Raw genomic sequence first — 23,686 nt, 5'->3', positions numbered from 1 at the left:
GTCGATAAATCCTTCACCATGAGTGCCTCATTAATTCCTTTCACAACAAGATGTACTTGCTGCTCTTCATCATCTCATGAACTTCGAAGCGCAATTTTAGTTTGGTCCGGATATCTTTGAAGTATCAAAACGGAGGTATACCTTAATGCAAGGTAACATGTTATATCATAAGTATTTGAAACCGATGTCCGAATATTATGGGAAGATGGAGATTAGTGACAAGGCATATACCTATGAACTAGATGAAGTTCCAGATACATATACATTGAAAACAGAAATTGATTCTGTATGGAAGTATTACCACTTCAAAGGGGAAAATATACCAGATCAAGGTTGGAAAATTCACATAACAGCATTATTAGAGGAATGTCAGGATGTTCTAAAGAAGGTTGCACGGATATGCATAGAGATTAATATTGATTTCAAGCATTTAAAGGATAGACAAAGCTTCTTTGAACTGAATTCAAAAAATGCGAATCGCGCTTCTTCCGGTAAGTTTATAACAATCTATCCTAGGAGCAATGAAGTATTCCTTGAATTGTTAGAAACACTTTCCTTAGCTACTCAAGACTTTAAGAAAGGACCTTATATTCTTAGTGATAAGAGATGGAAAACCAGCAATGTATTTTATAGGTATGGAGGATTTAGACGTATACTCAATGAATCCGGTCAACATTGTATCAGGGATAAGAAAGGTAATTTAATTGAGGATCAAAGGACTCCCTTTTATCATGTTCCTGACTTTGTGAAGGATTTCGACGATTATCTCAATTCTATTAATAATTCAGGAGATATGAAGACTGAAAATTTAGCAAGGTATAAGATTGAAGCAGCAATCAGCTATAGTAACGCTGGCGGAGTGTATCTCGCTACTCGAAAAAAGGATGATTTGAAGGTTATTATCAAGGAAGCCAGACCAAATGCTGGTTTAGATGGGGTTGCTCAGGACGCATTAACAAGGAAAAAAAAAGAGTATGATGCTCTGAGCAAGCTTAAAGATGTATCTGGCGTTGTCAATATAATCGATTATTTTAAGGAATGGGAGCATTATTTTTTAGTTGAGGAATTTATTGAAGGACAAGATTTAAGGAAATGGCTTGCGCAAAAATTCCCCTATTTCGGTAATAAGGATGATCTGAGAAACCACGCGAATCACGTTAAGAAGATATTGCTGCAGATATTCGCCATAATAGACGAATTGCATAGTCATGGTGTAGCTATGGGTGATTTGCAACCAGCGAATATAATGCTAGCTGAGGATCTGACCGTTAGTATCATTGATTTTGAAACCGCTGCTCCTGTACATTCTGAAGAAAAGATGAGTATGGGCACACTTGGATTTGTATCTCGGGAGATGAAGGTTAGTGGTGCACGAGATTGGTTTGCTTTAAAAAGGCTCTCAAGGAATTTAGCTCTTCCTGTCTTGACCTCAGAGGATTTAGAAGGATATCTTCAATATAACCATCTCAGTTGGATTAGAGAAAATTATGAAGCTCCCTTTTATAATTTCATTTTAGATATGCAGGATAAATGTGATCAAAGAATCAATGCTTACCAAAAGTATAGCCCTAAAGATATTGATTTGAATGATCGGACAATTGACCTCAACGTAAATTCTATCTTAAGTAAGTTAATATGTGGCGTTCAAGATAACTTAACAAGTGATGAAAGGCTCATTAATGGTGACATCCGACAATTTGAGATGATTGATGGGAAATATAACTTCTTAACTGGAGGAAGCGGCGCGGCCTTTACTCTACATAAAAATAACATCAGCACGATTGAAATAGATAATTGGATAGAAAATTATTTATTAGAGAATGTATCACAAATTGAAGACAATGGATTATTAACAGGGAAAACAGGAACTTGGGCTTTACTTTATGATAAAGGCTGCAAAGAAACGGTATTATATGAATTAAAACTTCTTAGAGACAATATTCATCAATCAAACATTTCTTTACGGTCAGGTCTTTCAGGAATTGGATTGTTCGTGATTAGTTTATATCTTGAAACTGGTAATAGTGAACATTTGCAATTTGCTAAAGAGATAGAAGAATTAATTGAAATTAATAGAGTCAAGGCTGGATCGTTAAAATTTAATGATTGGATGGCAGTGGAGATAGGCGCAATTGATGGATTATCTGGTGTATCTCTGTTCTATTCTGCACTTTATTCAGTTACCTATGATCAGAAATATTTGAATCAGGCGGAGTCATTGATCCAAGAAGATCTGGAAAAAACCCAAAAAGATAATGCGACGGGTGTATTACAAACTTTGGACAAAAGAAATCGCCTATTACCATACCTTTCAGGCGGATCTATTGGAATTGCACTATCTATATGGTACTTAAATCATGTGAGTGGACAAGATCTTTATAGAGAAGAGATGGATGCTATTTTACAATTATCAAAGACAATTTCCACAATCAGTGGAGGCCTATTTGATGGAGCAGGCAGCTTCCTATTACTTCCTCCCATGGTGAAGTGCGTTGAGCAGCGCAAGAAAATGATCAGCGAAATTCTAAATTTACTTAATATATTCTTAATTGAGAAGAATGGATATTATGTATACCCAGGACAATTTTCGTATAGATTAGCCGATGATATTTATACAGGAAGCTCAGGTATAATATTAGCACTAATGGGGATTGTCAAAGAAAACCCCGTTTACTGGATGCCTTTGGTAAATTCAGATGAATTTCTGGAAAGAACAAAATTCAACAACATGGGGATTCCGCTGAACATGATTGCAGAATGAATGCCTTAAATTCGAAATAGGAGGTGAGAGGATGAATGAAGTCTTGGAACTGCAAAAATTAGCACATGAAGCAGATGGTAAAGGTGATACGGTAGAAGCAATGATCACAACAACAATCGGACCGATAACTACTGTTATCACAACAAATTCCACAATCAGTATTCATAACTGCTAGATGTAAATCTTAAATTCTAAAAAATGGAATCAAATCTAAGAGGTACTTTTCACAGGAATCACATCTGTTAATAAATCCGTTAAACCAAAGAATACAAAAATATACTAATAGCGCTTATGAATCTCCGCGCTATACTGAGGCTGGATTAAAACCCAGCCTTTATTATTGTAAAGAGTTGTTTTTTTAAAAGGCTAGTATTGTTACTATCGTGTATGCTGATTTTTTTAATATGGATCTTAACTGATACGACTACAGCTAATTCATCTTTTCCCGAGAGTGCACTCACTGGATAAAACTAAGAAAGTTTATGAAATTAATCCTTCAAAAGTATTATCGGTAAACAAGATGGAAAACAGGCCTCAATTGTTCAACCTTTCTTACAGAAAGTATGGAGTGGAGCAAGTCACTCCCTATCATTTATAACAGTGCAGCTCTCAGCTCACCTACGAATTGATATTTAGCGATACGAACAAACGGCTGTGAATGAGCTCACTTTTATTAAGCATGTATATGGTCGACCCGATGTTCATCCTAAAGCCATTGGGCTGAGCATAGGTTTTCTGAAACAGCACTCTTGAGGATTCCATATCTCATAGGTTGTTTTTTTTACATTTAAATTCATCCTCACCCGATTTGAAGTTAGTTAGGTTATTGATGCGCATGATGAAAGGATATTATTGAAGCATTGCGTGAGAGAAATTTTTATTCACACTGGATAAGGGTTGACGTATATACTGATTAGGTCTATTGTAGATATATTAAGTCTATAATATAAAAGGAAGTGAAGAAGCTGACAACTCGACCGTTTACAGCAAACGCAGATATGCTATTTGACCTCGATGTGTGGGAACAAGCGTGGAAGGACCGACCAAGAAGTTCAAGATATAAGCCCAAAAGTGCCCCGTTTGATACAGAGGAAGCCTTCGAGCGATGGGCGAGGAATTATCATGACCAGTCGTTTACGGAGGAAGGCAGAGATCGTTCAGCACGCATCATGGGCTGGATTGAGAATCAGGGAGTCACATTTGAGGGGGCTTCGATATTGGACGTGGGAGCAGCTTCTGGTATATTTACGATCCCATTTGCAGCAAAAGGGGCTTCGGTCACGGCAGTTGAACCATCCCCGCTGCTTGTCTCGCTAATGAAGGAAACCATCCCCGCTGACTTGGAAAAAGACATCACGATTGTATGTGAGCGATTTGAAGAAATATCGATACAGGATAAAGGCTGGGAGAAGCAGTATGATATCGTGTTTGCGTCGATGTGTCCGGCCATGTCGGATTGGGAAACAATTGAGCAGGCCATTAACTGTGCCCGAAAGTATGTGTATATCAGTTTGATCGCAGGTGCCAAAGAGCATACGCTTATGGATGAGCTGAGAGTGGTGCTTGGTGTGCATGCTCCTTACAAGGCAGGCGATATGGCATTCCTCCAGCAGCTGCTTTACCTTAAGGGATATTCATATACGATGATTATTACAAGAGAAGTAAACGATTTTGAGATTCGGACAGAGGAATTGATCCAAAAACTGCCTGAATGGCTGCATACCTATGAAATGCCAACGGATGCAGCAGCATTAAATAAAGCTGAAAAATACATCCGTGACACTTACCCAGACGGCGTGGTCTCCTTCTCGCGAGGAGCAAGGTTTGGTAAAATGCTGATACAGCTTGAACAAGCTCATATGAAAACAGTGCCTCCAGTCCAAAGGTAATGCAGCTTCCAGCATATGGCGTCCTATTCCTGATTCATGACTTGGTTGGTCTGCGGCATGCCTGAAACTGGCATGAGGCCCTAAATCCATGATTCTGATGAGTAATAACAAATATCTCTTGCGATAGAACACTAACCTCTCACAGCCCGTTCAGAATGTTTCTTATGCTCCCGGTACCTCCCGGGAGTCATTCCCTCCCACTTTCTAAAGGAACGAATGAAGTTTTGCGGATTTGTATAACGAAGCCGTTCGGCAATTTCCTTTACTGTCCAGTCACTTTCGTCCAGCCACTTTTTTGCAATGTTTAACCGGTATCTGGTTAAATATTCGCTGAAAGAAGCCCCGGTCTCTCTCCGGAAAACGCTGCTTAGATAGTTGGCATTGTAATGAAGCCGTATCGCACATTCATCGAGCGTGAGGTCTTTGTCATAATCCTGCTGGATGATGGCGATGATCTTCTCTGAAATGTGCTGATATTGTGCGTACTGCCTTTCTTTGAAAATGTGAATGATTGGCAGAATCACCTGATGATTAAACCAATGCTCGATCTCAGCTGCATATTGCAAAACGTGAAGCTCACGGAAAAGAGAACGGTGACCTTGACAGATTTGTCCGAACGGAATACCGGATTCCTGAGCCAACTGCAGGATACGTGTCAACAGCCGCATCAGAGCGGTCTGATACTCTCCCGGAGCACATTCCATTGAAAAGAGGGTGTTGAGCATCTCGGTCAGTTGTATGGCGGCAGCGGTCTCGTCCGCCTGTTGAATCGACTGAAGCAGTGAATATTCAAGTGTCTCCGGATAAATCATTAGCCACGCTGTTGAAGCGAGGTCATGCTGTTCGTATTGAATAATAATGCCTGTCCCAAGCCGCAGCCGATGTGTCAATGCTTCCATCGCTTCATTGTATGCCTGAGGAATATGGTTCATTAAAAGGTGTGGCTGGCTCAGGCCGATACTGACCTTCAAGTCCAGCACCTCATGTATCTGCTGCTGCAGCTGTTCGGTCAGCAGCAGAAGCTGCTTACAGAACGTCGTCTTATCTCCTTCATTTGTGCCCACCACCGTTACAATATTTTGCTCCACAACAATGGGGAGCATTTGTTGTTCAGGTTTAATGCTTTCCTGAAGTATGTTTTGAAGCGCAAATAAAAGAAGAGATCGATCTTCCATCGTATATCTTTTGTGATTCAAAAGTTCAGGCTGTATTACAGCAACGGCAGTATGCTTCCATGCCTCAAGCTGTAAGGTATAACCTTGTTCACGTAATGAGTCATGTAAAGTATTCAAGTGGATCCTGCCTTGAAGCAGCTGCATCATAAAGTACGTGCGAATCTGGCCCTGCTGCTGATTTAATGTCGATTCCAACTGGGAACGAGCATTGGATAACCGAGTGACACCCAATCGAATCTGTTCCAGCTCATCGGGTTGTTTCACTATTTTTTGATTCGGCAGAACGGTATGCCCATTCCCGATAATGATCATATTCTCGCCTAATTGAGCAAGAATGCGCCTGATAGGGGCGAGCATTCGTCTAGAGCCCAGCCATGCGAGCAGCAGCGAAATCAAGAGCAGTGCTGTACTGAGATACAGCGTCTGGAACCCGATCTCGATATATTCCTTGGTCAGTGTGTTCTCAGGGGAGATGAGAATATATGTCCAGCCCTTTAGTGTAGGAGAACTGTAAGTTATCGAATAATCTGTATTGGCAAACCGCACTTCACGCTCGGCAAACGCTTCTGAATAAGTTACAGGTGTTAACATTTTAATGGTTTCACCGTTTGTTTGATCCTCCATACTTATAGCAGATAAAGGTTGTCCAATATAGGATGCATCCGGGTGAGTGATGATCCGCTGCTCTCGATTTATAATGATTAAACGAGAAGAAGCAAATTCAGTTGCGGCAGATTGTCCCAGCGGATTTTGCATGAAACATGCCGGAATTCCGGCGACCAGCGCTGCATTGGAAGATTCTTTTACATCAGGAATAGTTCTTGCAAGCGTAATATGATAATTGCAAGCTGGGTCGGAAGCCTGCTCACTGGAGATGCGCTGCTCGTTATCCTTCTCATTATTAAATATGGACGAGGGTGCAAGCTGCCATCCAGAGGTTAATGTGTCTGCAACCAGCTCTTTCATCGGGAGGGATAACGGAAAGCGGGTGTTAGCATAGAAGCCGACATGATCAATAAGCCAATCTTGAGACTGGTTGACCAGTATAATATCCAGCAAAGGTTCCCATGACTTCATATGCTGAAACTCTGTCTGTATCACGTCCGCCCGCAGCCGGCCAATCCGCTGATCTGGATTCGGGGCCGAGAGGGAACGGAGTGTGATTGGAGAGCGTACAGCTTGATCCAACATATAACTAACCGCAGCGAGCTTATGTTCCACATTGGACTGCAGCTGTTCAAGCAGCTGCTGATTGGTTTGTGTTCGATGCAGCTCACTTTGGTTGGAAGAGTAAATGAAAGCAGCAATTCCCGTCAACAGGATCGGCACGATACTTAACAGCAGCCCGAAGATAATCATTTTCTGAAGATAACTTATTGTTCGCACAGGTCCACTCCTTGATTCCTTGGTGTGATAGAGGTTTCTTCTATATTTTAGTAAACGCTTTCAATTAGAACAATCTAAATTTTGTTTATTTGGATAAAAAAGTAATTATCGAAACAAAAAACATGTGATGTACGTCGTTAGAGAGACAACGGCGTTTTTCCTACTAAGCTGACGGCCTTCCGTGAAGGGACATCGGTTTATGGGTAATAATCAGTATCCGAAGGGCTTTATCATGGTGCGAATATACCGGGTCTGGCCTACGGACAGTCCAAGGTCCAAGCGGATCCCCGACCTGAGTCTAGGTTCAAAAACCGTCCGCAGTCTGTTTTGAAAAGTCGCAGAATCCCCTAGAATAAGGACATAAGGTTAAACAAGAAACACAGCAGCAAACAAGCAAGTCAGAAACAAATGATTGATTCAACCGATGCAGGAATGAAGTGAACAACAAGCAGGATGAAGTTGATAATTAAAATGCTAACGGGAAGGGCGGTGAACAACAATTATGAGAATGAACAAGGGAAATGGCTGGGCAATCGTACTGATTGCACTTGGTGTACTGCTTCTCTTCGGAAAGTTAACACCTCTGCTTGGACATCTGATGGGTTACCTGATTCCGGTGGTGATGATTGCACTGGGGTATTACGGAGTTAAGCGAGGAAACGTAACGCTGGGATGGATCGTTCTAATCATCGGTATCGTATCTCTGCTGGGTAAACTTTCTTGGCTGATGGGACCAATTATCGCAATTGGATTGATTATCTTCGGTGTCTCGATGCTGAGCAGCAATCGCAATCCTCGTCGCCGCTATTGAGCAAGGCTACGATCAAGTAAAAGGAGGGACAGAACATAATGAGTGTATTTCGTCGAATGCGGGATATTACCGTAGCTAGTCTGAACGAACATCTGGAGCAAAGTCAGGACCCCGTTAAACTGATTGATCAGTTCCTGGTCTCGACCCGCCAAGACATTGGAGAAGCAGAGAAGCTTCGACACCAATATGCAAGCCATACAAGACAGATGAAACAGCAGGCAGATCAAGCTGCCGCAATGGTTAGCAAACGAGAAGAACAGGCATCCATGGCTTTGAAGGCAGGTGAGGAACATCTCGCCAAGCTGGCCCTGCAGGAGAAAATTCTCCATGAGGAAAAAATGGATCAATACAATGAATTGTACACACAGAGTGCTGCAGCACTGCAGGAACTCGATGATCAGATCAATCAATTGAAGGCAGAGTATCAGAATGTGTACAGCAAACGCCAGTATTATTACGCTCGTATGCAGACGATCCAGCTGCAGCAGCGAATGAATCAGCGAGGAAACTACAGTGGCCAGAACGTGCCCGGTATCTTTAACAAGCTGGATGATCAAGTCTCCGATTTGGAGTATGAGGCACAGAGTCTCCGGGATATCCGGCGAATGGGTCAGGATGATTCGGGATTATCCGGAAGCATGTCATCCTCTGCACTGGACAAAGAGCTGGAGCGCTTGAAGCAAAAGCTCAATAACGATAAAAAGGAGTAGTCACATGAATAAATTATACCGCTCAACGCGTAACCGTATGCTGACAGGTTTGATCGGCGGCATATCTGAAAATCTTGGATTTAGTACCACGCTGCTTCGGATCATTTTCTTCATCAGCATCTTCGCAACGGGTGGTACATCTCTATTCATCTACTTCATCGCGGCATTGGTCGTACCCAAAGAACCACACTACGCAGATCCATACGTATATGGTTCCGATCACAGAAGAGGTTATAAGTAAACGAAAGGAGTAAGCACATGAGCAAACTATACCGCTCAACGCGTGACCGAATGATGACCGGTCTAATCGGCGGCATATCCGAAGCGATTGGAATGGACTCTACGCTGCTGCGGATCATCTTCGTCATCAGTATCTTTGCAACCGGGGGCACAACATTGTTAATTTACTTCATCGCCGCTCTCGTGGTACCGAAAGAGCCGTTTCCGCCATATGATCCATATGGTTACGGCCCAGGTACCGGCCCTGGCAGAGGGTATGGCGGTTATGACCATCAGGCACCAAGAGATCCTTTTAACAACAGTCAACATCAACCGGGTCCCGGCTTTGGACCTGGCCCTGGATACAACAGCAGACCGCAGCCCGGCCCGCGTCCCTATGATAACAATGCTTATGGAACAGGAAGCCAGCACGAAAGTGAACTGGATTCCATGATGAAAGATATTGAGAAGAAGGCACTGAAAAAAGAGGTTGAAGAGCTTCGCCAAAAACTATCTCGTTACGAGAAGGGAGAAAAGTAAAATGGGAGTATTTAAACGAATTAAGGATATGACAAAGGCATCTGTAAATGATATGTTGGATAAGGTTGAAGATCCGATTGTAATGTTGAACCAGTATCTGCGTGACATGGAGGCCGAGATTCATGAGGCTGAGGTTACTGTGGCTAAACAGATGGCTAATGAGCGTCGTATGAAACAGCGTCTGGATGAAGCAGAACGAACTTCGGTACAGCGCGAGTCTCAAGCTGAAGCTGCTCTGACGAACGGTCAGGAAGAAGTAGCCCGCAAATTGCTGGAAGAGAAAATCTATTTTGATCAAAAAATTGAGGAGTACCGTGAACTGCATGCTCAATCGGAAGCACAAGCGAAAGATCTGCTGCAGCAGCTGCACGACATGAAAGACGAGTTCTACAAAATGCGCAACAAACGCAATGAGCTTGTATCCCGCGCACAGATGGCCAAAGCCAAGAAACAAATGTCTTCGATCAACAGTCTGCATTCCATCGAAAGCGGAAGTGCCTCCCTTGGATTCCACCGCATGGAAGAGAAGATCATGCAGCTTGAAGCTGAGGCTGACGTAGCACGTGCACCATACCGTAATACAGGATCGACATATACGAATCCGGTTGATCTGGAGAAACAGTTCAAAGTAGATCAGCAGCTTCAGGCTCTGAAAAACAAAATGGGCAGTGGTTCCAAAAACGAAGCAGGCGATACTTCTAAAGAATAACTGTTCGCTTGGTAGACAATATGATATTCTATAGATCGTGTATTATGTACGATTCGTAGAGCAAAAGTTAAGCCATACAGGATGTTATGCCTGCTATGGCTTTTCCGTCGAATGAAGATGATAAACTCACAGAGGAGGTGCGGCAGCCATGAGTAAACGAAGTCACTGGATTGCAGTCATCATTATTGTGGTTGGTTTTTTGATGCTGTTTAACCGAAATATGAACCTGCTGACGGCTGCCGCACTCGTTCTGTTAACATTGGGAATGCTTCAGGTTCGAAAAGGGGAAACACATAAAGGTTATCGTTATCTCGGTGTTGGCGCTGCCCTGCTGCTGCTGGATAACTTGATGATTGTATTTCTAATTGTACTAGCATCTCTGGCTTATTTTTATTCCAAGAACAAAAAGATTCATCTGAAGGAAGGCGTCATGAAAAAACAAAATTTCATGGCTCGATATTACTGGGATCAGTCCTCCTGGAGGCTGCGCAGTATGAGTCTGTGGCACGCCATTGGCGAGGTCAATGCAGATCTGTCTCTTTCCATTCCTGAGGAGAAACATACCATTGTGCTGCTTCAGGGTGTAATGGGGAATGTGCGTCTGACGCTGCCTGAAGATTACGGGGTAGAGATTGAGGCATCAGTACTGTTTGGCCGAATTAATCTGCTGGGCGAGCAGGATAGCGGCATGATGAATAATTTGGTTTGGAGAACACCTGGGTACGAATCCAGTGAACATAAAGTAAAATTTGTAATTTCTTATATTGTTGGCGACCTTAACATTCATAATCCGTAGTAATAAGAAACGTTGAAGAAAAGGAGGAATCCCGGATGAGGGACAGAAAACATACCGATATGGTTACCCGAAGCATGCGCGAAGGGATCCTCCTTGTATTCATTGTGTTTGCGGTCATTTTATATGTATTGTATACATATGGTTACCTGGCTCCATTTGCAGGCTGGCGTCATCTGATTCAATCAGGGCTGGCGCTTCTGCTGCTGCTGATTGGAATCGGTGCCGTCTTCGGATTTTATCAGAGCTATAGGGTCAAACGAAGGCTTGAATTATTAACGGAGACTCTGCTGCAGTGGGAAAAGGGATCCCTTTCCCGTACCGTGCCCGACCTCGGTCAGGATGATGTAGGCCGGCTTAGCGAACAGCTTGGCCGAATCGGCAAAAAGTGGGAAGATCAGGTATCTTCTCTCCAAAGGTTATCGACCAACAATGCACAGCTGGCTGAACAAGCGAGAATTACAGCAATCGTCGAGGAAAGACAGCGGCTGGCAAGGGAACTGCATGATGCGGTATCACAGCAGCTGTTTGCGATCTCGATGACAGCCACGGCGGTAGGCCGAAAGATGGAGAAGGATTTTGAACGAGCACAGCGTCAGGTTGCCTTGATTGAGGAAATGGCTTCAGTAGCCCAGTCCGAGATGAGGGCGCTGCTGCTGCATCTGCGGCCGGTCTATCTGGAAGGCAAACATCTGGAGCAGGGGCTGCGTGATCTGGTGATGGAACTGAAGACCAAAGTGCCGATGGAGATCGTGCTGGAGATGGATGAAGATATTCATTTGGTCAAAGGGATTGAAAATCATCTATTCCGGATCATTCAGGAAGCGATGTCGAATACGCTTCGTCACGCGAAAGCGGAGAAAATGGAGATTCGACTGCAGCGCCGGATGGATGCAGTTCGCGTATTGATTCGGGATGATGGACAGGGATTTGATCTGGATGATCAGAAGCAGGCTTCTTATGGATTGGCAAATATGCGTGAACGTGTTACGGAAATCGGGGGAGCAATTCAATTCGTGACAGCACCTGGCAAAGGAACACGAATTGAGATCACAATCCCTGTGATGAACGATGAAAGCGAGGTAGAACATGTCAATGGAACCGGAAATCGAAACGGAGACGGAAGCGGAAACGTCGATCAGAGTACTGCTCGTGGATGATCATGAGATGGTGCGTATAGGCCTTGCCGCTGTGCTGGATACCGAAGACGGTATCGAAGTGATCGGCGAAGCTGGAAGTGGAGAGGAAGGCATTCGGCTTGCTCAGGAATATAAGCCGGATGTGGTACTGATGGACCTGGTTATGGATGGCATGGACGGCATTGAAGCTACTCGCCAAGTACTCAAAATTAACCCGGAATGTAAAGTCATTGTGCTGACCAGTTATCTGGACGATGAGAAAATGTATCCGGTTATTGAAGCGGGTGCTTTCAGTTATCTGCTCAAAACATCCAGAGCTAATGAGGTGGCTGATGCAATACGGGCAGCTGCTCGGGGACAGTCCGTTCTGGAGTCGCAGGTTGCGTCCAAAATGATGAACCGGTTTAGACAGCCGCAGGCCGCAGCACCTTTACATGAGGAGTTGACTGATCGGGAGATGGATGTGCTGCGTTTGCTGGCACAAGGCAAGTCCAATCAGGATATTGCGGATGAACTGATCATCGGAATTAAGACGGTGAAGTTCCATGTAACGAATCTGCTTGCGAAACTGGGGGTAGACGACCGGACACAAGCAGCGATCTATGCCTATAAGAATGGACTAGCGGAATGAAGAAAGCCTGAAATATAAAGGAATATGCAGTGTGGATGTAATAGAAAGCTCGGTCTGCCTAAACTGGCGGAAGAGCTTTTTTTGTTGTGCCAAAATACATAAGCTTGTGTAGGGGTATAGGTCCAGTTGGAAGAGGGCATGCTGTTGATAGATTCATAGAATGAGAGAAAGAAATGGGGGAGTTCATTTGTTAAGTCGTTGGATGAATACAGCCATTATTGCGACAGCTATTATAATTTTAATCGGGGTTACACAGGTATATACAGAGAATGCGGCGGCAGGAAGGAGCTTATCCAAAGCGGCAGGACTGGAGCAGCTGCTGCATACAGCGGATGATGTGATAGAGCATGCAGATCAATGGGTAATTAAATGGCAAGCTGAAGGTAAAGGTGATGCTCGCGCCCAAGCGGCAAAGCTTGCTGTTAGCTTGGGGCTGGCAGATCCTGTTCAGATTCTTCAAACCGGGCACCATGTGTATCGCAGTGAGGGCACGGTCGGAGTCTCCGGGTCTGCTGTAGAGGTGTTGTTAAATGCGGCAGATACAGAGGAAGATCGATATTATATCATCGTTCAGCTGTTGGGTGGAAAGAAACTGGATCGTCAGAGGCTGCTGAGTCTGCATGAGCAGGTGGGAGAAATAATGGCTGAATCCGGATTGCAAGCAAGCTGGAATATGTCTGTGCAGGGAATGCTGCCTACCAAGGATGCATCCAAGGCATCTATGGGTGATGCAGATAAAAAAACTGGTGAACCGTTTGCGGGGATTGAAGCAAAGCTCTTCCGTGAGCTGCACATGATGGAAGTGGAGCGTTATGAGGATACAGCCACGAAAAGTGTTTCGTATCAGGCGGCTGAGCTGCCCCTGCAAGTTCAAAGTGGTCCGCATATGTTAAATATGCAGCTTGCCGTACATCAGATCAGTGGGCAGGGGGATACTCGGGTAACTGTAGGTTTTCCCGTCATTACGATTGAATATTGAATGATGGGGGTAGCGATACAGGTAATGATAGAAATAATGCTGCAGCATGTAGTGCATTCAATCTGGTGGATATGCTAAAATGGCATCACATCGAAGAAGGAACTTACTGGTAATTATCAGTTGGTTGTCAGAGGCTGAGCATCTCATTACATAGTTCGGGAAGCGGATCAGGAAGGTCTTCCCGGAAGAAAGAGGGACCTACATGGACATTAAACAGATGCAAAATGATGTGCAGACACCTGGTGCAGTTTTTTTCATTTTTGGAGCAACGGGCGATTTGGCCCGCCGGAAGTTGTTTCCGGCCATCTACAGTTTATACCGTGAGGGCAAGCTTGCCGAAGACTTTGCGGTTATTGGCGCAGCGCGCCGTCCGAGGTCCCAGGAACAATTCCGGGACGATCTGCTGGAATCCATCCAGGAATTCTGCCGTTATCCGGCGGGGGATTCAGAGGAATGGAATGCTTTTGCCGAGCATTTTGAATACAAATCACTGGATATTAACAACGTGGAGGGGTTCCGGGAGCTGCGGGAGCAGACCGAACGGCTGGAAGCCAAATTCAAGACACCGGGAAATCGGCTCTTTTATCTGGCTCTGGCACCGGAGTTGTTTGGCAGTGTGTCCTACAGTTTGAGAGATGGCGGCATGCTGGAGGGTGAGGGATGGAATCGTCTGGTGATTGAGAAGCCATTTGGATATGATCTGCCCTCGGCCGAGAAGCTGAACGCACAGATCCGCGAGGTATTTAAGGAAGAGGAAATCTATCGGATTGATCACTATCTGGGCAAGGAAATGGTACAAAATATCGAGGTAATCCGCTTCGGGAATGCCTTTTTTGAACCGCTCTGGAACAATAAACATATCGCCAACGTTCAGATTACATTAGGTGAGACGGTTGGGGTGGAAGAGCGAGGCGGGTATTATGACCATTCCGGTGCACTGCGTGATATGGGACAAAATCATATGCTGCAGATGCTGACCATGATTGCGATGGAACCGCCAAGTCGTCTGTTCCCGGAGGATATCCGCGATGAGAAGGTGAAGGTGCTTCGTTCCCTGCGGGAGTTTACCTCCGATGAAGATGTACGTAACAACGTTGTACGGGCTCAGTATACGGAAGGGGAATACCGCGGCAAACAGCTTCCGGGATATCGTCAGGAAGACAAGGTTGATCCGGAGTCGAATACGGAGACTTATTTTGCTGCACGCGTATTTGTAGACAACTTCCGCTGGGCTGGTGTTCCTTTTTACATTCGGACAGGCAAACGTCTACCGGTGAAAACGACGGAGATCGTGGTTGAGTTCAAATCGATGCCGAATAACGTATACCTCGGGAAAAAATACAAGCTGGAGCCGAATCTGCTGGTGATTCGGGTGAATCCGATGGAAGGCATTTATATCAAGATCAATGCCAAAAAGCCGGGCTCGGATTCCGAGATTCAGCCCTTGGCAATGGATTTCTGCCAGAGCTGCATGATTGGAATCAACTCGCCCGAAGCTTATGAACGCCTGCTGCATGATGCAGCAGAAGGCGACTCCACATATTTCACCCGATGGGATGAAGTGGCGACAGCCTGGTCTTTTGTCGACCGGATTGCTGCCGCTTGGGGGCGGAATCAGGGTGAACTGCACACGTATCCAGCAGGAACGTGGGGGCCTGAAGCAACAGCCAAGCTGCTGGAGCAGGACGGTTTCCACTGGTGGCCGGTGAATGGGCAGGATGAGGATAGTGTCGTTTGGCATGTGAATGGTTAAGAGCATGAGGAAATTAACCATAAGAGAATTCAAAAATTAAGGGCTAAATACTGCTTTTCAGGGGAGGGTCTTTGAAGAGCTCTGTGTAAATCTCCCTTTAGATTAACTATATGCTTTGGAAATGAGCCTTGGAAAATCGCATGAAAGATGCGGTTTTTCGGGCTTTTTCAGTTGAGATTGATTGGCGATTCACGGATGGACTAAAGGTTACATATGAAGGAAATAAATAATTAAAATTAAGTTGTTGACAAAAAGTAAGTGAATAACTTATACTCAACACATGAGTTAAAGAGCTGCGCAAATGACCTGCTGCGTTCGGACAAAAAAACATCGGAATCCGAAACAGGGGAACATTCATGAGATAAAAGGTAAACCAGTTGAAGGGGGTTGCGAGCAGATAGAATCATGAAAAAAATTTCGCATAATATCTTTAATCTAAGAATACTATTTTGTATATATCGAATGGAGGAAAAAGAAATGATGTTGGATGTAGGGTTGTTGTTGATTCGTTTGGTAATTGGTTTATCATTTATGGCACACGGAGCACAGAAGCTGTTTGGGTGGTTCGGGGGTTACGGGATCAAAGGGACAGGCGGCTGGTTTGAATCGATGGGCATGAAACCTGGCGCGGTAGTTGCTTTGTTGGCAGGGCTTGCCGAATTCGGCGGCGGGTTGCTATTGGCTCTGGGCCTGCTGACGCCGGTAGGCGGCGTTCTGATTGCACTGACGATGGTGATTGCTATCGTGAAAGTACATGGCGCTAACGGGTACTGGTCTACACAGAACGGATTCGAGTATAACCTCGCCATCCTTGTGGTGGGTGCAGCTCTGGCTCTGACAGGCGGCGGGCAATATGCGCTGGATGCACTGATTTTCTAAAATCGAATGATCAGTAAAGAATGAGAGGAACCTGGATGCCAGCTGCATGGCAGAAGGGTTCTTTTTTTGCGGAGAAAAGTGTTGAATTGGTGGAACGTAATCGGTTATTTTCGGCACAGATTATGGTACAATAGGAGAGTTGAATTGAGAACGAGTGAAGAAACATGAATGGAAGCACCGATCTGAAAGGATGAACTCCATTGTAAATGTGTAAAATGAATTTATCGTGTACCCCTGAAGATGAGGAATACATGCGAGTTTATAATCAACCGGCTTAGCCGGGTGGCATAAAGTTTAACGTATTAAAGTTATACCAAGAGAACCTATGGACCGGCGCTGACCGGATTAACGTGAACGAACGAATGAAAGGGATAGACGCTATGAGCAAAGCTGCAAATAACATTCTTCAACAAGAAGTGGACAAACGTCGGACGTTTGCCATTATCTCTCACCCCGATGCGGGTAAAACGACTTTGACCGAGAAGCTGCTGTTGTTCGGGGGCGCGATTCGCCTTGCAGGAACGGTTAAAGCCCGGAAAGCGAGTAAACACGCGACAAGTGACTGGATGGAAATCGAGAAACAGCGGGGGATCTCGGTTACGTCTTCCGTGATGCAGTTCGATTATCTGGGTCATCGGGTTAACATTCTGGATACACCGGGCCACCAAGACTTCAGTGAAGATACGTACCGCACACTGACGGCTGCCGACAGCGCGGTCATGCTGATTGACGTGGCAAAGGGTGTCGAAGCACAGACCATTAAATTGTTCCAGGTATGCGCGAAGCGCGGTATTCCCATTTTTACGTTTATCAACAAGCTTGATCGTGAAGGACAAAGTCCGTTTGATCTGATGGAAGAACTGGAGAACGTACTGGGTATTCGCTCCGTTCCAATGAACTGGCCGATTGGTACAGGGCGCGATCTGTGCGGTGTATATGACCGGATGAAAAATCAAGTGGAATTGTTCCAGGGTGACGATCACTCGACCATCAAAGTACAGAAGGTAGATGGTTATAAAGATCCGATTATTCGCGAGATGGCAGGCGAGTACCTTCATGATCAGCTGTGTCAGGAGCTTGAGCTTCTGGATGTCGCGGGTGACCCGTTTGATATGGAAAAGGTACAAAAGGGTGAACTGACACCGATTTTCTTCGGCAGTGCCATTAACAATTTCGGTGTACAGACGTTCCTTGAGAACTTCCTGGAGCTGGCTCCGAAGCCAGAACCGCGCCGCAGTACAGCGGGCGAGATTGAGCCGACGAATGAGAAATTCACCGGATATGTATTTAAAATTCAGGCAAATATGAACCCTGCGCACCGCGACCGAATCGCGTTCCTGCGGATTGTATCGGGCAAGTTCGAACGCGGCATGAGCGTTAAGCATAACCGCGTAGGTAAAGAAATCAAGCTGTCTCAGCCGCAGCAGTTCCTGGCTCAGGATCGGGATATTGTTGAAGAGGCGTATGCAGGCGACATTATCGGTCTGTTTGATCCGGGCATTTTCCGGATTGGAGATTCACTTAGTCAGAGCAGTGAAGTGGTATTTGATGAGCTGCCAACGTTTTCGCCAGAGATTTTTGCCAAAGTAACAGTTAAAAATGCACTGAAACACAAACAGTATCAAAAAGGGATCGATCAACTCACGGAGGAAGGTACCATTCAGGTGTTTAACACGGTGAGCTTTGATGAGACCATCCTGGGCGTAGTCGGTCAGCTCCAGTTCGAAGTATTTGAATACCGAATGAAGGGTGAGTACGGGGTAGATGTGCAGCTGCAGCGGATGCAGTACCAGTTTGCCCGCTGGATCGTGGACGAGAACTTAGACCCGAGCAAATTCCGGATTAACTCAGCTCTGGTAAAGGATAAAAAAGGAAATTACGTTGTACTCTTCGAGAATGAATATGCGATGAGAACAGCAATGGACAAAAACCCGACAGCGAAGTTTCTGGAAACGGCGCCTTAATGTCAGCTTGATATAATGAAATCCCTCCGCCGGTTGGTGGAGGGATTGTTTGCTTTTACCCTTACCTATTTGGCGGGATTGATCCTGCCGGGTTAGGGGAGCTTTTTTTGCAGACGGAACAAACGGTGTGATGGTCACTTCACCCGCTATGCTTCGATTATCGAAGGGGTTGAACGGGAATGGTGTGCAGATGCTCCTGCGCAATTTGAATCAGCTCATCCTGCTTGGCAGGTTCGGTGTTTTTCCAGATCATTTCAAAAATGGCGCCAAGTCCGGGCAGTGCTGCTTCGGGTCCATCCACGGAACCTTCAATCATCTCCCGGAGCTGGTCATCACTTTTATCATGAACCTTATGAACAATCGCTTCACGCAGGCTTAATGTAATGGGCATCGCAATTCCCTCCTCGGTTTATTCGGCTGCTGTATTACTGTTCCCTGTGAAGGGCGAGCGCATTCAAGTTTCTCCGTCTTTGTGGTATACTACGAAGGATTATTTACGCTGGCATCGTACTGAGAGCAGGTGCGCCATGCCGTAATGCAGCGGGAGGTTAAATACCCTGATGGCAAAGAAACAATATGCCGTAATTGGCATGGGACGATTCGGATCAAGTGTAGCGAATGCACTAAGCGGCATGGGATTTGACGTGCTCGCCATTGATGCGAACGAGCAGCGGACCCAGGAGATGTCCAATGTGGTGACCCATGCGGTATCGGCCGATTCAACAGACGAAGAAGCGCTGCGGGCGCTTGGCATACGGAATTTTGACGTTGTGGTTGTAGCCATTGGCGAGGATATTCAGGCGAGTATTCTGACAACGCTGATTTTGAAAGATATGGGTGTACCTGTACTGATCGTGAAAGCGCAGAATGAGCTGCATGGCAAGGTGCTGCAGAAGATCGGTGCGGATAAAGTGATCTACCCGGAACGGGATATGGGTCTGCGTGTAGCGCACCACCTGACGTCACCCAACATTTTGGATTACATTGAATTATCTGAGGATTACAGCATTCTGGAGATGAGAGCGTCCGAGCAGATGATTGGCAAAAACCTGCTGGAGCTGAACATTCGTGCCCGATTTGGCTGTAACGTCATGGCGATCAAGAGCAGGGGTTCAATGAACATCTCCCCTTATGCCGAGGATCGGATTGCAGACGGGGATGTGCTGGTAATTGTTGGACACAAAGATCATCTGACCAAGCTGGAGCTGGCCTATCCGAAATGATAATGAACAAACGTCATTTCGCGGATGGAGAGCAGGGTTTCACGCAGTTTGTGAGCAGAGTGCTTTTAGTTGACTAATAAGCCTCAAGTGGGAAGGATGGAACGATGGATATTGTATCACCGCAAAATACACGTGTAAAAGAATGGGCACAGCTGCTCGAGAAAAAGCATCGGACCCGTCAACATAAATATGTAATCGAAGGTATTCATCTTGTACAGGAAGCGCTGCGCGCCGGGGCTGATCTGGAGTGTATCGTATATGACGGGGAACAGGGGGTACCCGTTGAACTGTCTGGTCTGGAGAATCCATTGAAGCGAGTTGAGTGGGTTAGCGTGTCTCCTGCCGTTATTGCCAAATGTACGGATACGATGACACCTCAGCCTGTATTTGCAATTGTACGCAAAAGCAAAGAGCCGCTTCAGAGCCTGATTGCGGAGCCGCAGGGACTCGTTGTTGTACTGGATGGTGTGCAGGACCCCGGCAACGTGGGCACGATTATTCGCAGTGCGGATGCAGCCGGAGCAGCGGGGGTTGTTCTTGGTGCTGGTTGTGCGGATGTATATAATCCCAAAACAATTCGATCAACGATGGGTTCACTGTTTCATTTGCCCATTGTGGAGGGAGAATTGCAGTCGCTGCTTCCTGAGGCAAAAGCCGCAGGTGTGAGGCTGGTCAGCACCTCTTTGCAGGCAGCGTATTCGTGCTACAGTTATGATTTTACCCAGCCGGTGTGGCTTGTCATTGGCAATGAAGGCAAAGGCATCTCAGGCACCACGGCACAGCTCGTCGATGACGCAATTACGATTCCGATGCAGGGACAAGCCGAGTCGCTCAACGCTGCGATGGCGGCCACAATTTTGCTGTTTGAGGTGATGCGGCAGCGGATGGGGTAAAGAGTCGATGATGTTTTAAAGTATGGGCATGTTCAGTAAATCGGGCCGTTTCCGGATATTCTATTGGGAACGGTCTTTTAGCTGTTTTAGAAGGGGTTCCGTTTTCAGGACAGAATGTAAATGTACGGTTTCGAAACAAAAAACTAGACAGAGATTAATATTGGGTTGTTTTATTTCCTACTCATTTCACTTTATTTAATAGGCTTAGTGAGGAGGGAGATAGGAATGGATAATCTAATTCAATGGCGCACCAGACATCACTCATTAAAAATAGAGCTGCTAAGACTTAGCAGCAAAATTTTAGAATCAAATAATCCAGACGACATATTATTTTATCAAGAACTGTGTGAAAAGTATGCTTATCATTTGAAAAAGATAGAAAATGAGTGCTTCCAAGCTGTAGGAGTCAAGATGTGTTCGTGCAGCTTTAACCCTGAAAACTGTAGTTAAATAACAGCCCTTCCTTCAGTGGAAGGGTTTTTATGTGGTTATTATTTGACAAGGAAACATCACTTTCCTATTACAGTACAATTTAAAAGGCCTATTAGAACGGAGGAGGATGGAACAGAGAACATGGTTACTGGTTTTGATGTAAAAACGCTTACTGGAATGATTCTGTAATTCTATTTTACCTTTACCTAACAAAGCAGCCTACTCAAGGTTGTTTTTTTTTCTTTATTCTCACTTTGTATTCTAGAGGGAGTTCTTATGCATTCTACCCCATCTAATAGATGAAGGAGTGATTTTTCTTGAATGATGGCACTGGGGAAATAGTTCTAATTCCAAATACTACTGCTTCAATATATGAGGACAGTGATGAAATCCCATATGGTGTAAAAATGGTGGGTGCGCTCAATTATTGGAATCAAGGATTTACGGGGAAAGATGTTGTTGTTGCAGTTATTGATACGGGATGTCAGATGGATCATCCGGGCCTAAGGAACAGCATTATAGCAGGGAGAAACTTTACGCCAGATTTTGGAGGGGACGTTGGTAATTACGGAGACACACTGTTCCATGGTACTCACGTTGCTGGTATTATCGCGGGTTCTCTTAATGATGAAGGTATTGTTGGAGTAGCACCTGATGCCAAACTGCTGATTCTTAAGGCTATTTCTGAGAGCGGTGAGGGGACATACGATAATCTGATTCAGGCGATCGACTACGCTGTACAGTGGAGAGGGGACACTGGCCAAAAAGTGCGAATAATCACCATGTCACTAGGGGGAAGCAAGAACCATAGGGGGCTGTATGAAGCCATAATGCGTGCGATTGATGAGAATATTCTGGTGATTTGTGCTTCAGGTAATTCAGGAGACAATGACTTAGATACGGACGAGTTTATGTACCCAGGATACTACGAAGAAGTTGTACAGGTCGGTGCAGTAGATGAGGATCGTTTATTGGCTCCATTTTCGAACTCAAACGATCAGATCGATTTATACGCACCTGGGGTGGGCGTGTTATCAACCATTCCAAAATCGCGATATGCCGAGATGTCCGGGACCTCGATGGCGGCTCCTCATGCTGCAGGAGCTGCTGCTCTATTAATCAACAAGTTTGAGCTGCTCACATCAAGGCAGATGTCGGAATCCGAACTATATGAGGTTCTTAGGCAAAATACAGATCAGTATGGAAAATTGAAAATATTAAATCTCAAATAGGTTGTTAACGGTGCATCTCGAGACACTTTATTAGATATAAGGGCGCTGACCACTCCATACATGGCAGCAACCTTGGATTAAATTACTGCAGAGTTTAATCCACTAATTCAAATATACAGGAGGAAATAAGTATGAGTACCAATTACAAACGGGAATTGAGCAAAGTGGAGAAAGCATTTCTGGCAAACAGCCTGAAAGTAAATCCAGGTGTACAAACTATGATAGAGTATTTCACCAAGGAAGGATTCATTACTGAATCCCAGTTCAGCATCACCAAAGCAGTACAACTTCAGACGGCTGAACAAGGTGGGACTGTGACTGAAGTCGTGCTTGGTGATGCAGCATATGTCTGGTACAGCAGCTTTACACATGTTGAACATCCGGAGAACATTGAGCAAGTGATCGGTGTCATTGTTGAAGATGGGATAGAGAAGCAATATGAGATTGTTAATAATTCCGTACAGATGATTAACGAAGCAAAGGTTATTGATACAGCTGCGAAGGAAGAGGCGATTACACCACAAGATAACTGCTTTATTCATGGCAACTGGTGTGGGCCTGGTTGCAGTGGTCCAAGCGCACCAGTTGATGCAACAGATCGCTGCTGCATGTACCATGATAAGTGTTATGAAACCAACGGGTATTTCAGCTGTGAGTGTGATTCAAACGTTCTGGCATGCTTGAGAGGAGTCTCAGGTTTTGCAGCGGGGATCGTTAGAGCTTACTTTATTGCTGCACAAGTGGCCGGTGCGTGTTCTTGAGATTAGTCGAATAAACTCATTATGATGTTTAGTGAAATGACCGAATCCTTAAGTAGGATTCGGTCATTTCACTTCGATTAATTTATGGACCTAAGATCAAGGTGCCGAAAAACATATACAAGGGGAACAGTAACAGCGCCAATATATTGAAGATAATAAGTGTAGTATCTGTCTTCGTATGACCTCTCTTTTGTGCAAAATAAACGGCCAATAAGCCTATGGGCGGGAGGATAAATGTTGATTTGATACCGATACCGTCAAGAAATTGATCATAATGAATAAATAAGCCATCCATACAAAACAGAACAACGGCTGCAAGGAATGCTGCACCAGATACAACGCGTAATTTATTTGAACTCAAGTCTGAATCACATCCATTCACCTAATTTAATGTGAAATTAAATTGAAGTACTAGAACAATATATATAGATTTTACCATTATTTCAAATAAGATAAAAGAAAGCGTTTGATATCATTTGACAATCCGAAGCGGATGTCAAATATGCCAGTGATCTATGGGGAATTTGATGTTTATTAAACCGTTGGCGTATTTCGGATAATTTGAATTGATAAAGGTTTTAATTTCCATCAGTGATCGACCGATACCAAACGTGTTGAGAAGTTAGTCCATCATCTGTTTTTTAACTCACTTCCCCGATCTGTATGGAACACTAGATTTGGCCTAAATCACCTTTTAGCCAGTCTTTTTTTTGAAGCAAAGACTCGAATACCTTCAAGATAATGGAACCTGTCGCAGGATGGGAGATTATTATCTTGGAGGTGTTTTCATTTAAAATGCAAATATGA

At 44.8% G+C, this 23,686-nt stretch carries 23 protein-coding genes; 20 read left to right on the top strand and 3 right to left on the bottom strand.

Annotated features, from left to right (window positions below; genetic code table 11):
• Positions 1-145: 145 nt before the first annotated feature.
• The 3 genes from lanKC (at position 146) to MKY97_RS24095 (ending at position 4,650) form a co-directional block, all read left to right on the top strand.
• Entirely contained in the window at positions 146-2,761 is a 2,616-nt protein-coding gene (gene lanKC, locus MKY97_RS24105; protein ID WP_342552761.1) for a class III lanthionine synthetase LanKC, read from the top strand.
• Positions 2,762-2,792: 31 nt separating this feature from the next.
• Positions 2,793-2,936, top strand: a complete 144-nt coding sequence (locus tag MKY97_RS24100) for a class III lanthipeptide (protein ID WP_342552760.1) — start codon at positions 2,793-2,795, stop codon at positions 2,934-2,936.
• A 781-nt stretch (positions 2,937-3,717) separates the two neighbouring features.
• Entirely contained in the window at positions 3,718-4,650 is a 933-nt protein-coding gene (locus MKY97_RS24095; RefSeq protein WP_342552759.1) for a methyltransferase domain-containing protein, read from the top strand.
• Between the two features lie 131 nt (positions 4,651-4,781).
• Here MKY97_RS24095 and MKY97_RS24090 read toward each other — a convergent pair whose 3' ends face one another.
• Entirely contained in the window at positions 4,782-7,211 is a 2,430-nt protein-coding gene (locus tag MKY97_RS24090) for a helix-turn-helix domain-containing protein (protein WP_342552758.1), read from the bottom strand.
• A gap of 502 nt (positions 7,212-7,713) precedes the next feature.
• Between MKY97_RS24090 and MKY97_RS24085 the strand changes: the two genes are divergently transcribed.
• The 12 genes from MKY97_RS24085 to MKY97_RS24030 all read left to right on the top strand — a co-directional run bounded on the left by MKY97_RS24085 (position 7,714) and on the right by MKY97_RS24030 (position 18,338).
• Positions 7,714-8,022 carry a hypothetical protein gene (locus tag MKY97_RS24085; RefSeq protein WP_342552757.1) on the top strand — a complete coding sequence of 103 codons (309 nt, stop codon included), beginning with the start codon at positions 7,714-7,716 and terminating at the stop codon, positions 8,020-8,022.
• A 38-nt stretch (positions 8,023-8,060) separates the two neighbouring features.
• On the top strand, positions 8,061-8,732 hold the full coding sequence (locus tag MKY97_RS24080; protein WP_342552756.1) for a PspA/IM30 family protein: 672 nt from the start codon (positions 8,061-8,063) through the stop codon (positions 8,730-8,732).
• A 4-nt stretch (positions 8,733-8,736) separates the two neighbouring features.
• On the top strand, positions 8,737-8,973 hold the full coding sequence (locus MKY97_RS24075) for a PspC domain-containing protein (protein WP_342552755.1): 237 nt from the start codon (positions 8,737-8,739) through the stop codon (positions 8,971-8,973).
• Positions 8,974-8,990: 17 nt separating this feature from the next.
• A complete protein-coding gene (locus MKY97_RS24070) occupies positions 8,991-9,491 on the top strand; it encodes a PspC domain-containing protein (protein ID WP_342552754.1) in 501 nt (166 codons plus the stop codon).
• A gap of 1 nt (position 9,492) precedes the next feature.
• Positions 9,493-10,200: a PspA/IM30 family protein gene (locus MKY97_RS24065; RefSeq protein WP_342552753.1), complete on the top strand. Its 708-nt coding sequence runs from the start codon at positions 9,493-9,495 to the stop codon at positions 10,198-10,200.
• 148 nt (positions 10,201-10,348) lie between these two features.
• On the top strand, positions 10,349-10,996 hold the full coding sequence (liaF, locus tag MKY97_RS24060) for a cell wall-active antibiotics response protein LiaF (protein ID WP_342552752.1): 648 nt from the start codon (positions 10,349-10,351) through the stop codon (positions 10,994-10,996).
• A 35-nt stretch (positions 10,997-11,031) separates the two neighbouring features.
• Positions 11,032-12,153 carry a sensor histidine kinase gene (locus tag MKY97_RS24055; RefSeq protein ID WP_342552751.1) on the top strand — a complete coding sequence of 374 codons (1,122 nt, stop codon included), beginning with the start codon at positions 11,032-11,034 and terminating at the stop codon, positions 12,151-12,153.
• Positions 12,089-12,763: a response regulator transcription factor gene (locus MKY97_RS24050; protein WP_342556443.1), complete on the top strand. Its 675-nt coding sequence runs from the start codon at positions 12,089-12,091 to the stop codon at positions 12,761-12,763. Before MKY97_RS24055 ends, MKY97_RS24050 begins: the two co-directional genes overlap by 65 nt.
• A gap of 187 nt (positions 12,764-12,950) precedes the next feature.
• Positions 12,951-13,742, top strand: a complete 792-nt coding sequence (locus tag MKY97_RS24045) for a YwmB family TATA-box binding protein (RefSeq protein WP_342552750.1) — start codon at positions 12,951-12,953, stop codon at positions 13,740-13,742.
• A 202-nt stretch (positions 13,743-13,944) separates the two neighbouring features.
• Positions 13,945-15,495, top strand: a complete 1,551-nt coding sequence (zwf, locus tag MKY97_RS24040; protein WP_342552749.1) for a glucose-6-phosphate dehydrogenase — start codon at positions 13,945-13,947, stop codon at positions 15,493-15,495.
• A 480-nt stretch (positions 15,496-15,975) separates the two neighbouring features.
• Positions 15,976-16,374 carry a DoxX family protein gene (locus MKY97_RS24035; protein WP_342556442.1) on the top strand — a complete coding sequence of 133 codons (399 nt, stop codon included), beginning with the start codon at positions 15,976-15,978 and terminating at the stop codon, positions 16,372-16,374.
• Between the two features lie 380 nt (positions 16,375-16,754).
• Positions 16,755-18,338: a peptide chain release factor 3 gene (locus MKY97_RS24030; RefSeq protein WP_342552748.1), complete on the top strand. Its 1,584-nt coding sequence runs from the start codon at positions 16,755-16,757 to the stop codon at positions 18,336-18,338.
• A gap of 157 nt (positions 18,339-18,495) precedes the next feature.
• Here the strand turns inward: MKY97_RS24030 and sspI are convergent, their stop codons facing one another.
• Complete coding sequence (sspI, locus tag MKY97_RS24025) at positions 18,496-18,729, bottom strand: small acid-soluble spore protein SspI (protein ID WP_184183075.1); 234 nt, start codon at positions 18,727-18,729, stop codon at positions 18,496-18,498.
• Between the two features lie 169 nt (positions 18,730-18,898).
• On the opposite strand from sspI, the gene MKY97_RS24020 reads away from it, so the two are divergent.
• From MKY97_RS24020 to MKY97_RS24000, 5 genes are all read left to right on the top strand, one after another.
• Positions 18,899-19,561: a TrkA family potassium uptake protein gene (locus MKY97_RS24020; RefSeq protein ID WP_342552747.1), complete on the top strand. Its 663-nt coding sequence runs from the start codon at positions 18,899-18,901 to the stop codon at positions 19,559-19,561.
• Positions 19,562-19,665: 104 nt separating this feature from the next.
• Positions 19,666-20,454, top strand: coding sequence for an RNA methyltransferase (locus MKY97_RS24015; protein ID WP_342552746.1), 789 nt, complete (start codon positions 19,666-19,668; stop codon positions 20,452-20,454).
• A 225-nt stretch (positions 20,455-20,679) separates the two neighbouring features.
• Positions 20,680-20,904 carry a hypothetical protein gene (locus MKY97_RS24010; protein WP_342552745.1) on the top strand — a complete coding sequence of 75 codons (225 nt, stop codon included), beginning with the start codon at positions 20,680-20,682 and terminating at the stop codon, positions 20,902-20,904.
• Positions 20,905-21,203: 299 nt separating this feature from the next.
• Positions 21,204-22,118, top strand: coding sequence for a S8 family peptidase (locus tag MKY97_RS24005; RefSeq protein ID WP_342552744.1), 915 nt, complete (start codon positions 21,204-21,206; stop codon positions 22,116-22,118).
• 131 nt (positions 22,119-22,249) lie between these two features.
• Positions 22,250-22,879, top strand: a complete 630-nt coding sequence (locus tag MKY97_RS24000; protein ID WP_342552743.1) for a hypothetical protein — start codon at positions 22,250-22,252, stop codon at positions 22,877-22,879.
• An 82-nt stretch (positions 22,880-22,961) separates the two neighbouring features.
• Here the strand turns inward: MKY97_RS24000 and MKY97_RS23995 are convergent, their stop codons facing one another.
• Positions 22,962-23,240, bottom strand: coding sequence for a hypothetical protein (locus tag MKY97_RS23995; RefSeq protein ID WP_342552742.1), 279 nt, complete (start codon positions 23,238-23,240; stop codon positions 22,962-22,964).
• Positions 23,241-23,686: the final 446 nt, after the last annotated feature.

Source organism: Paenibacillus sp. FSL R7-0652 (assembly GCF_038595045.1).
In the GTDB taxonomy this organism is placed as follows: domain Bacteria; phylum Bacillota; class Bacilli; order Paenibacillales; family Paenibacillaceae; genus Paenibacillus.
The sequence above is the reverse complement of the archived record's forward strand: the minus strand, read 5'-3'. Positions and strand labels throughout refer to the sequence as shown.

What these genes read in the sequence shown, in the direction of transcription:
- lanKC (WP_342552761.1), top strand. Translation starts at nt 146, where the DNA reads ATGCAAGGTAACATGTTATATCATAAGTATTTGAAACCGATGTCCGAA.
- MKY97_RS24100 (WP_342552760.1), top strand. Translation starts at nt 2,793, where the DNA reads ATGAATGAAGTCTTGGAACTGCAAAAATTAGCACATGAAGCAGATGGT.
- MKY97_RS24085 (WP_342552757.1), top strand. Translation starts at nt 7,714, where the DNA reads ATGAGAATGAACAAGGGAAATGGCTGGGCAATCGTACTGATTGCACTT.
- MKY97_RS24080 (WP_342552756.1), top strand. Translation starts at nt 8,061, where the DNA reads ATGAGTGTATTTCGTCGAATGCGGGATATTACCGTAGCTAGTCTGAAC.
- MKY97_RS24075 (WP_342552755.1), top strand. Translation starts at nt 8,737, where the DNA reads ATGAATAAATTATACCGCTCAACGCGTAACCGTATGCTGACAGGTTTG.
- MKY97_RS24070 (WP_342552754.1), top strand. Translation starts at nt 8,991, where the DNA reads ATGAGCAAACTATACCGCTCAACGCGTGACCGAATGATGACCGGTCTA.
- MKY97_RS24065 (WP_342552753.1), top strand. Translation starts at nt 9,493, where the DNA reads ATGGGAGTATTTAAACGAATTAAGGATATGACAAAGGCATCTGTAAAT.
- liaF (WP_342552752.1), top strand. Translation starts at nt 10,349, where the DNA reads ATGAGTAAACGAAGTCACTGGATTGCAGTCATCATTATTGTGGTTGGT.
- MKY97_RS24055 (WP_342552751.1), top strand. Translation starts at nt 11,032, where the DNA reads ATGAGGGACAGAAAACATACCGATATGGTTACCCGAAGCATGCGCGAA.
- MKY97_RS24050 (WP_342556443.1), top strand. Translation starts at nt 12,089, where the DNA reads ATGGAACCGGAAATCGAAACGGAGACGGAAGCGGAAACGTCGATCAGA.
- zwf (WP_342552749.1), top strand. Translation starts at nt 13,945, where the DNA reads ATGGACATTAAACAGATGCAAAATGATGTGCAGACACCTGGTGCAGTT.
- MKY97_RS24035 (WP_342556442.1), top strand. Translation starts at nt 15,976, where the DNA reads ATGTTGGATGTAGGGTTGTTGTTGATTCGTTTGGTAATTGGTTTATCA.
- MKY97_RS24030 (WP_342552748.1), top strand. Translation starts at nt 16,755, where the DNA reads ATGAGCAAAGCTGCAAATAACATTCTTCAACAAGAAGTGGACAAACGT.
- sspI (WP_184183075.1), bottom strand. Translation starts at nt 18,729, where the DNA reads ATGCCCATTACATTAAGCCTGCGTGAAGCGATTGTTCATAAGGTTCAT.
- MKY97_RS24020 (WP_342552747.1), top strand. Translation starts at nt 18,899, where the DNA reads ATGGCAAAGAAACAATATGCCGTAATTGGCATGGGACGATTCGGATCA.
- MKY97_RS24015 (WP_342552746.1), top strand. Translation starts at nt 19,666, where the DNA reads ATGGATATTGTATCACCGCAAAATACACGTGTAAAAGAATGGGCACAG.
- MKY97_RS24010 (WP_342552745.1), top strand. Translation starts at nt 20,680, where the DNA reads ATGGATAATCTAATTCAATGGCGCACCAGACATCACTCATTAAAAATA.
- MKY97_RS24000 (WP_342552743.1), top strand. Translation starts at nt 22,250, where the DNA reads ATGAGTACCAATTACAAACGGGAATTGAGCAAAGTGGAGAAAGCATTT.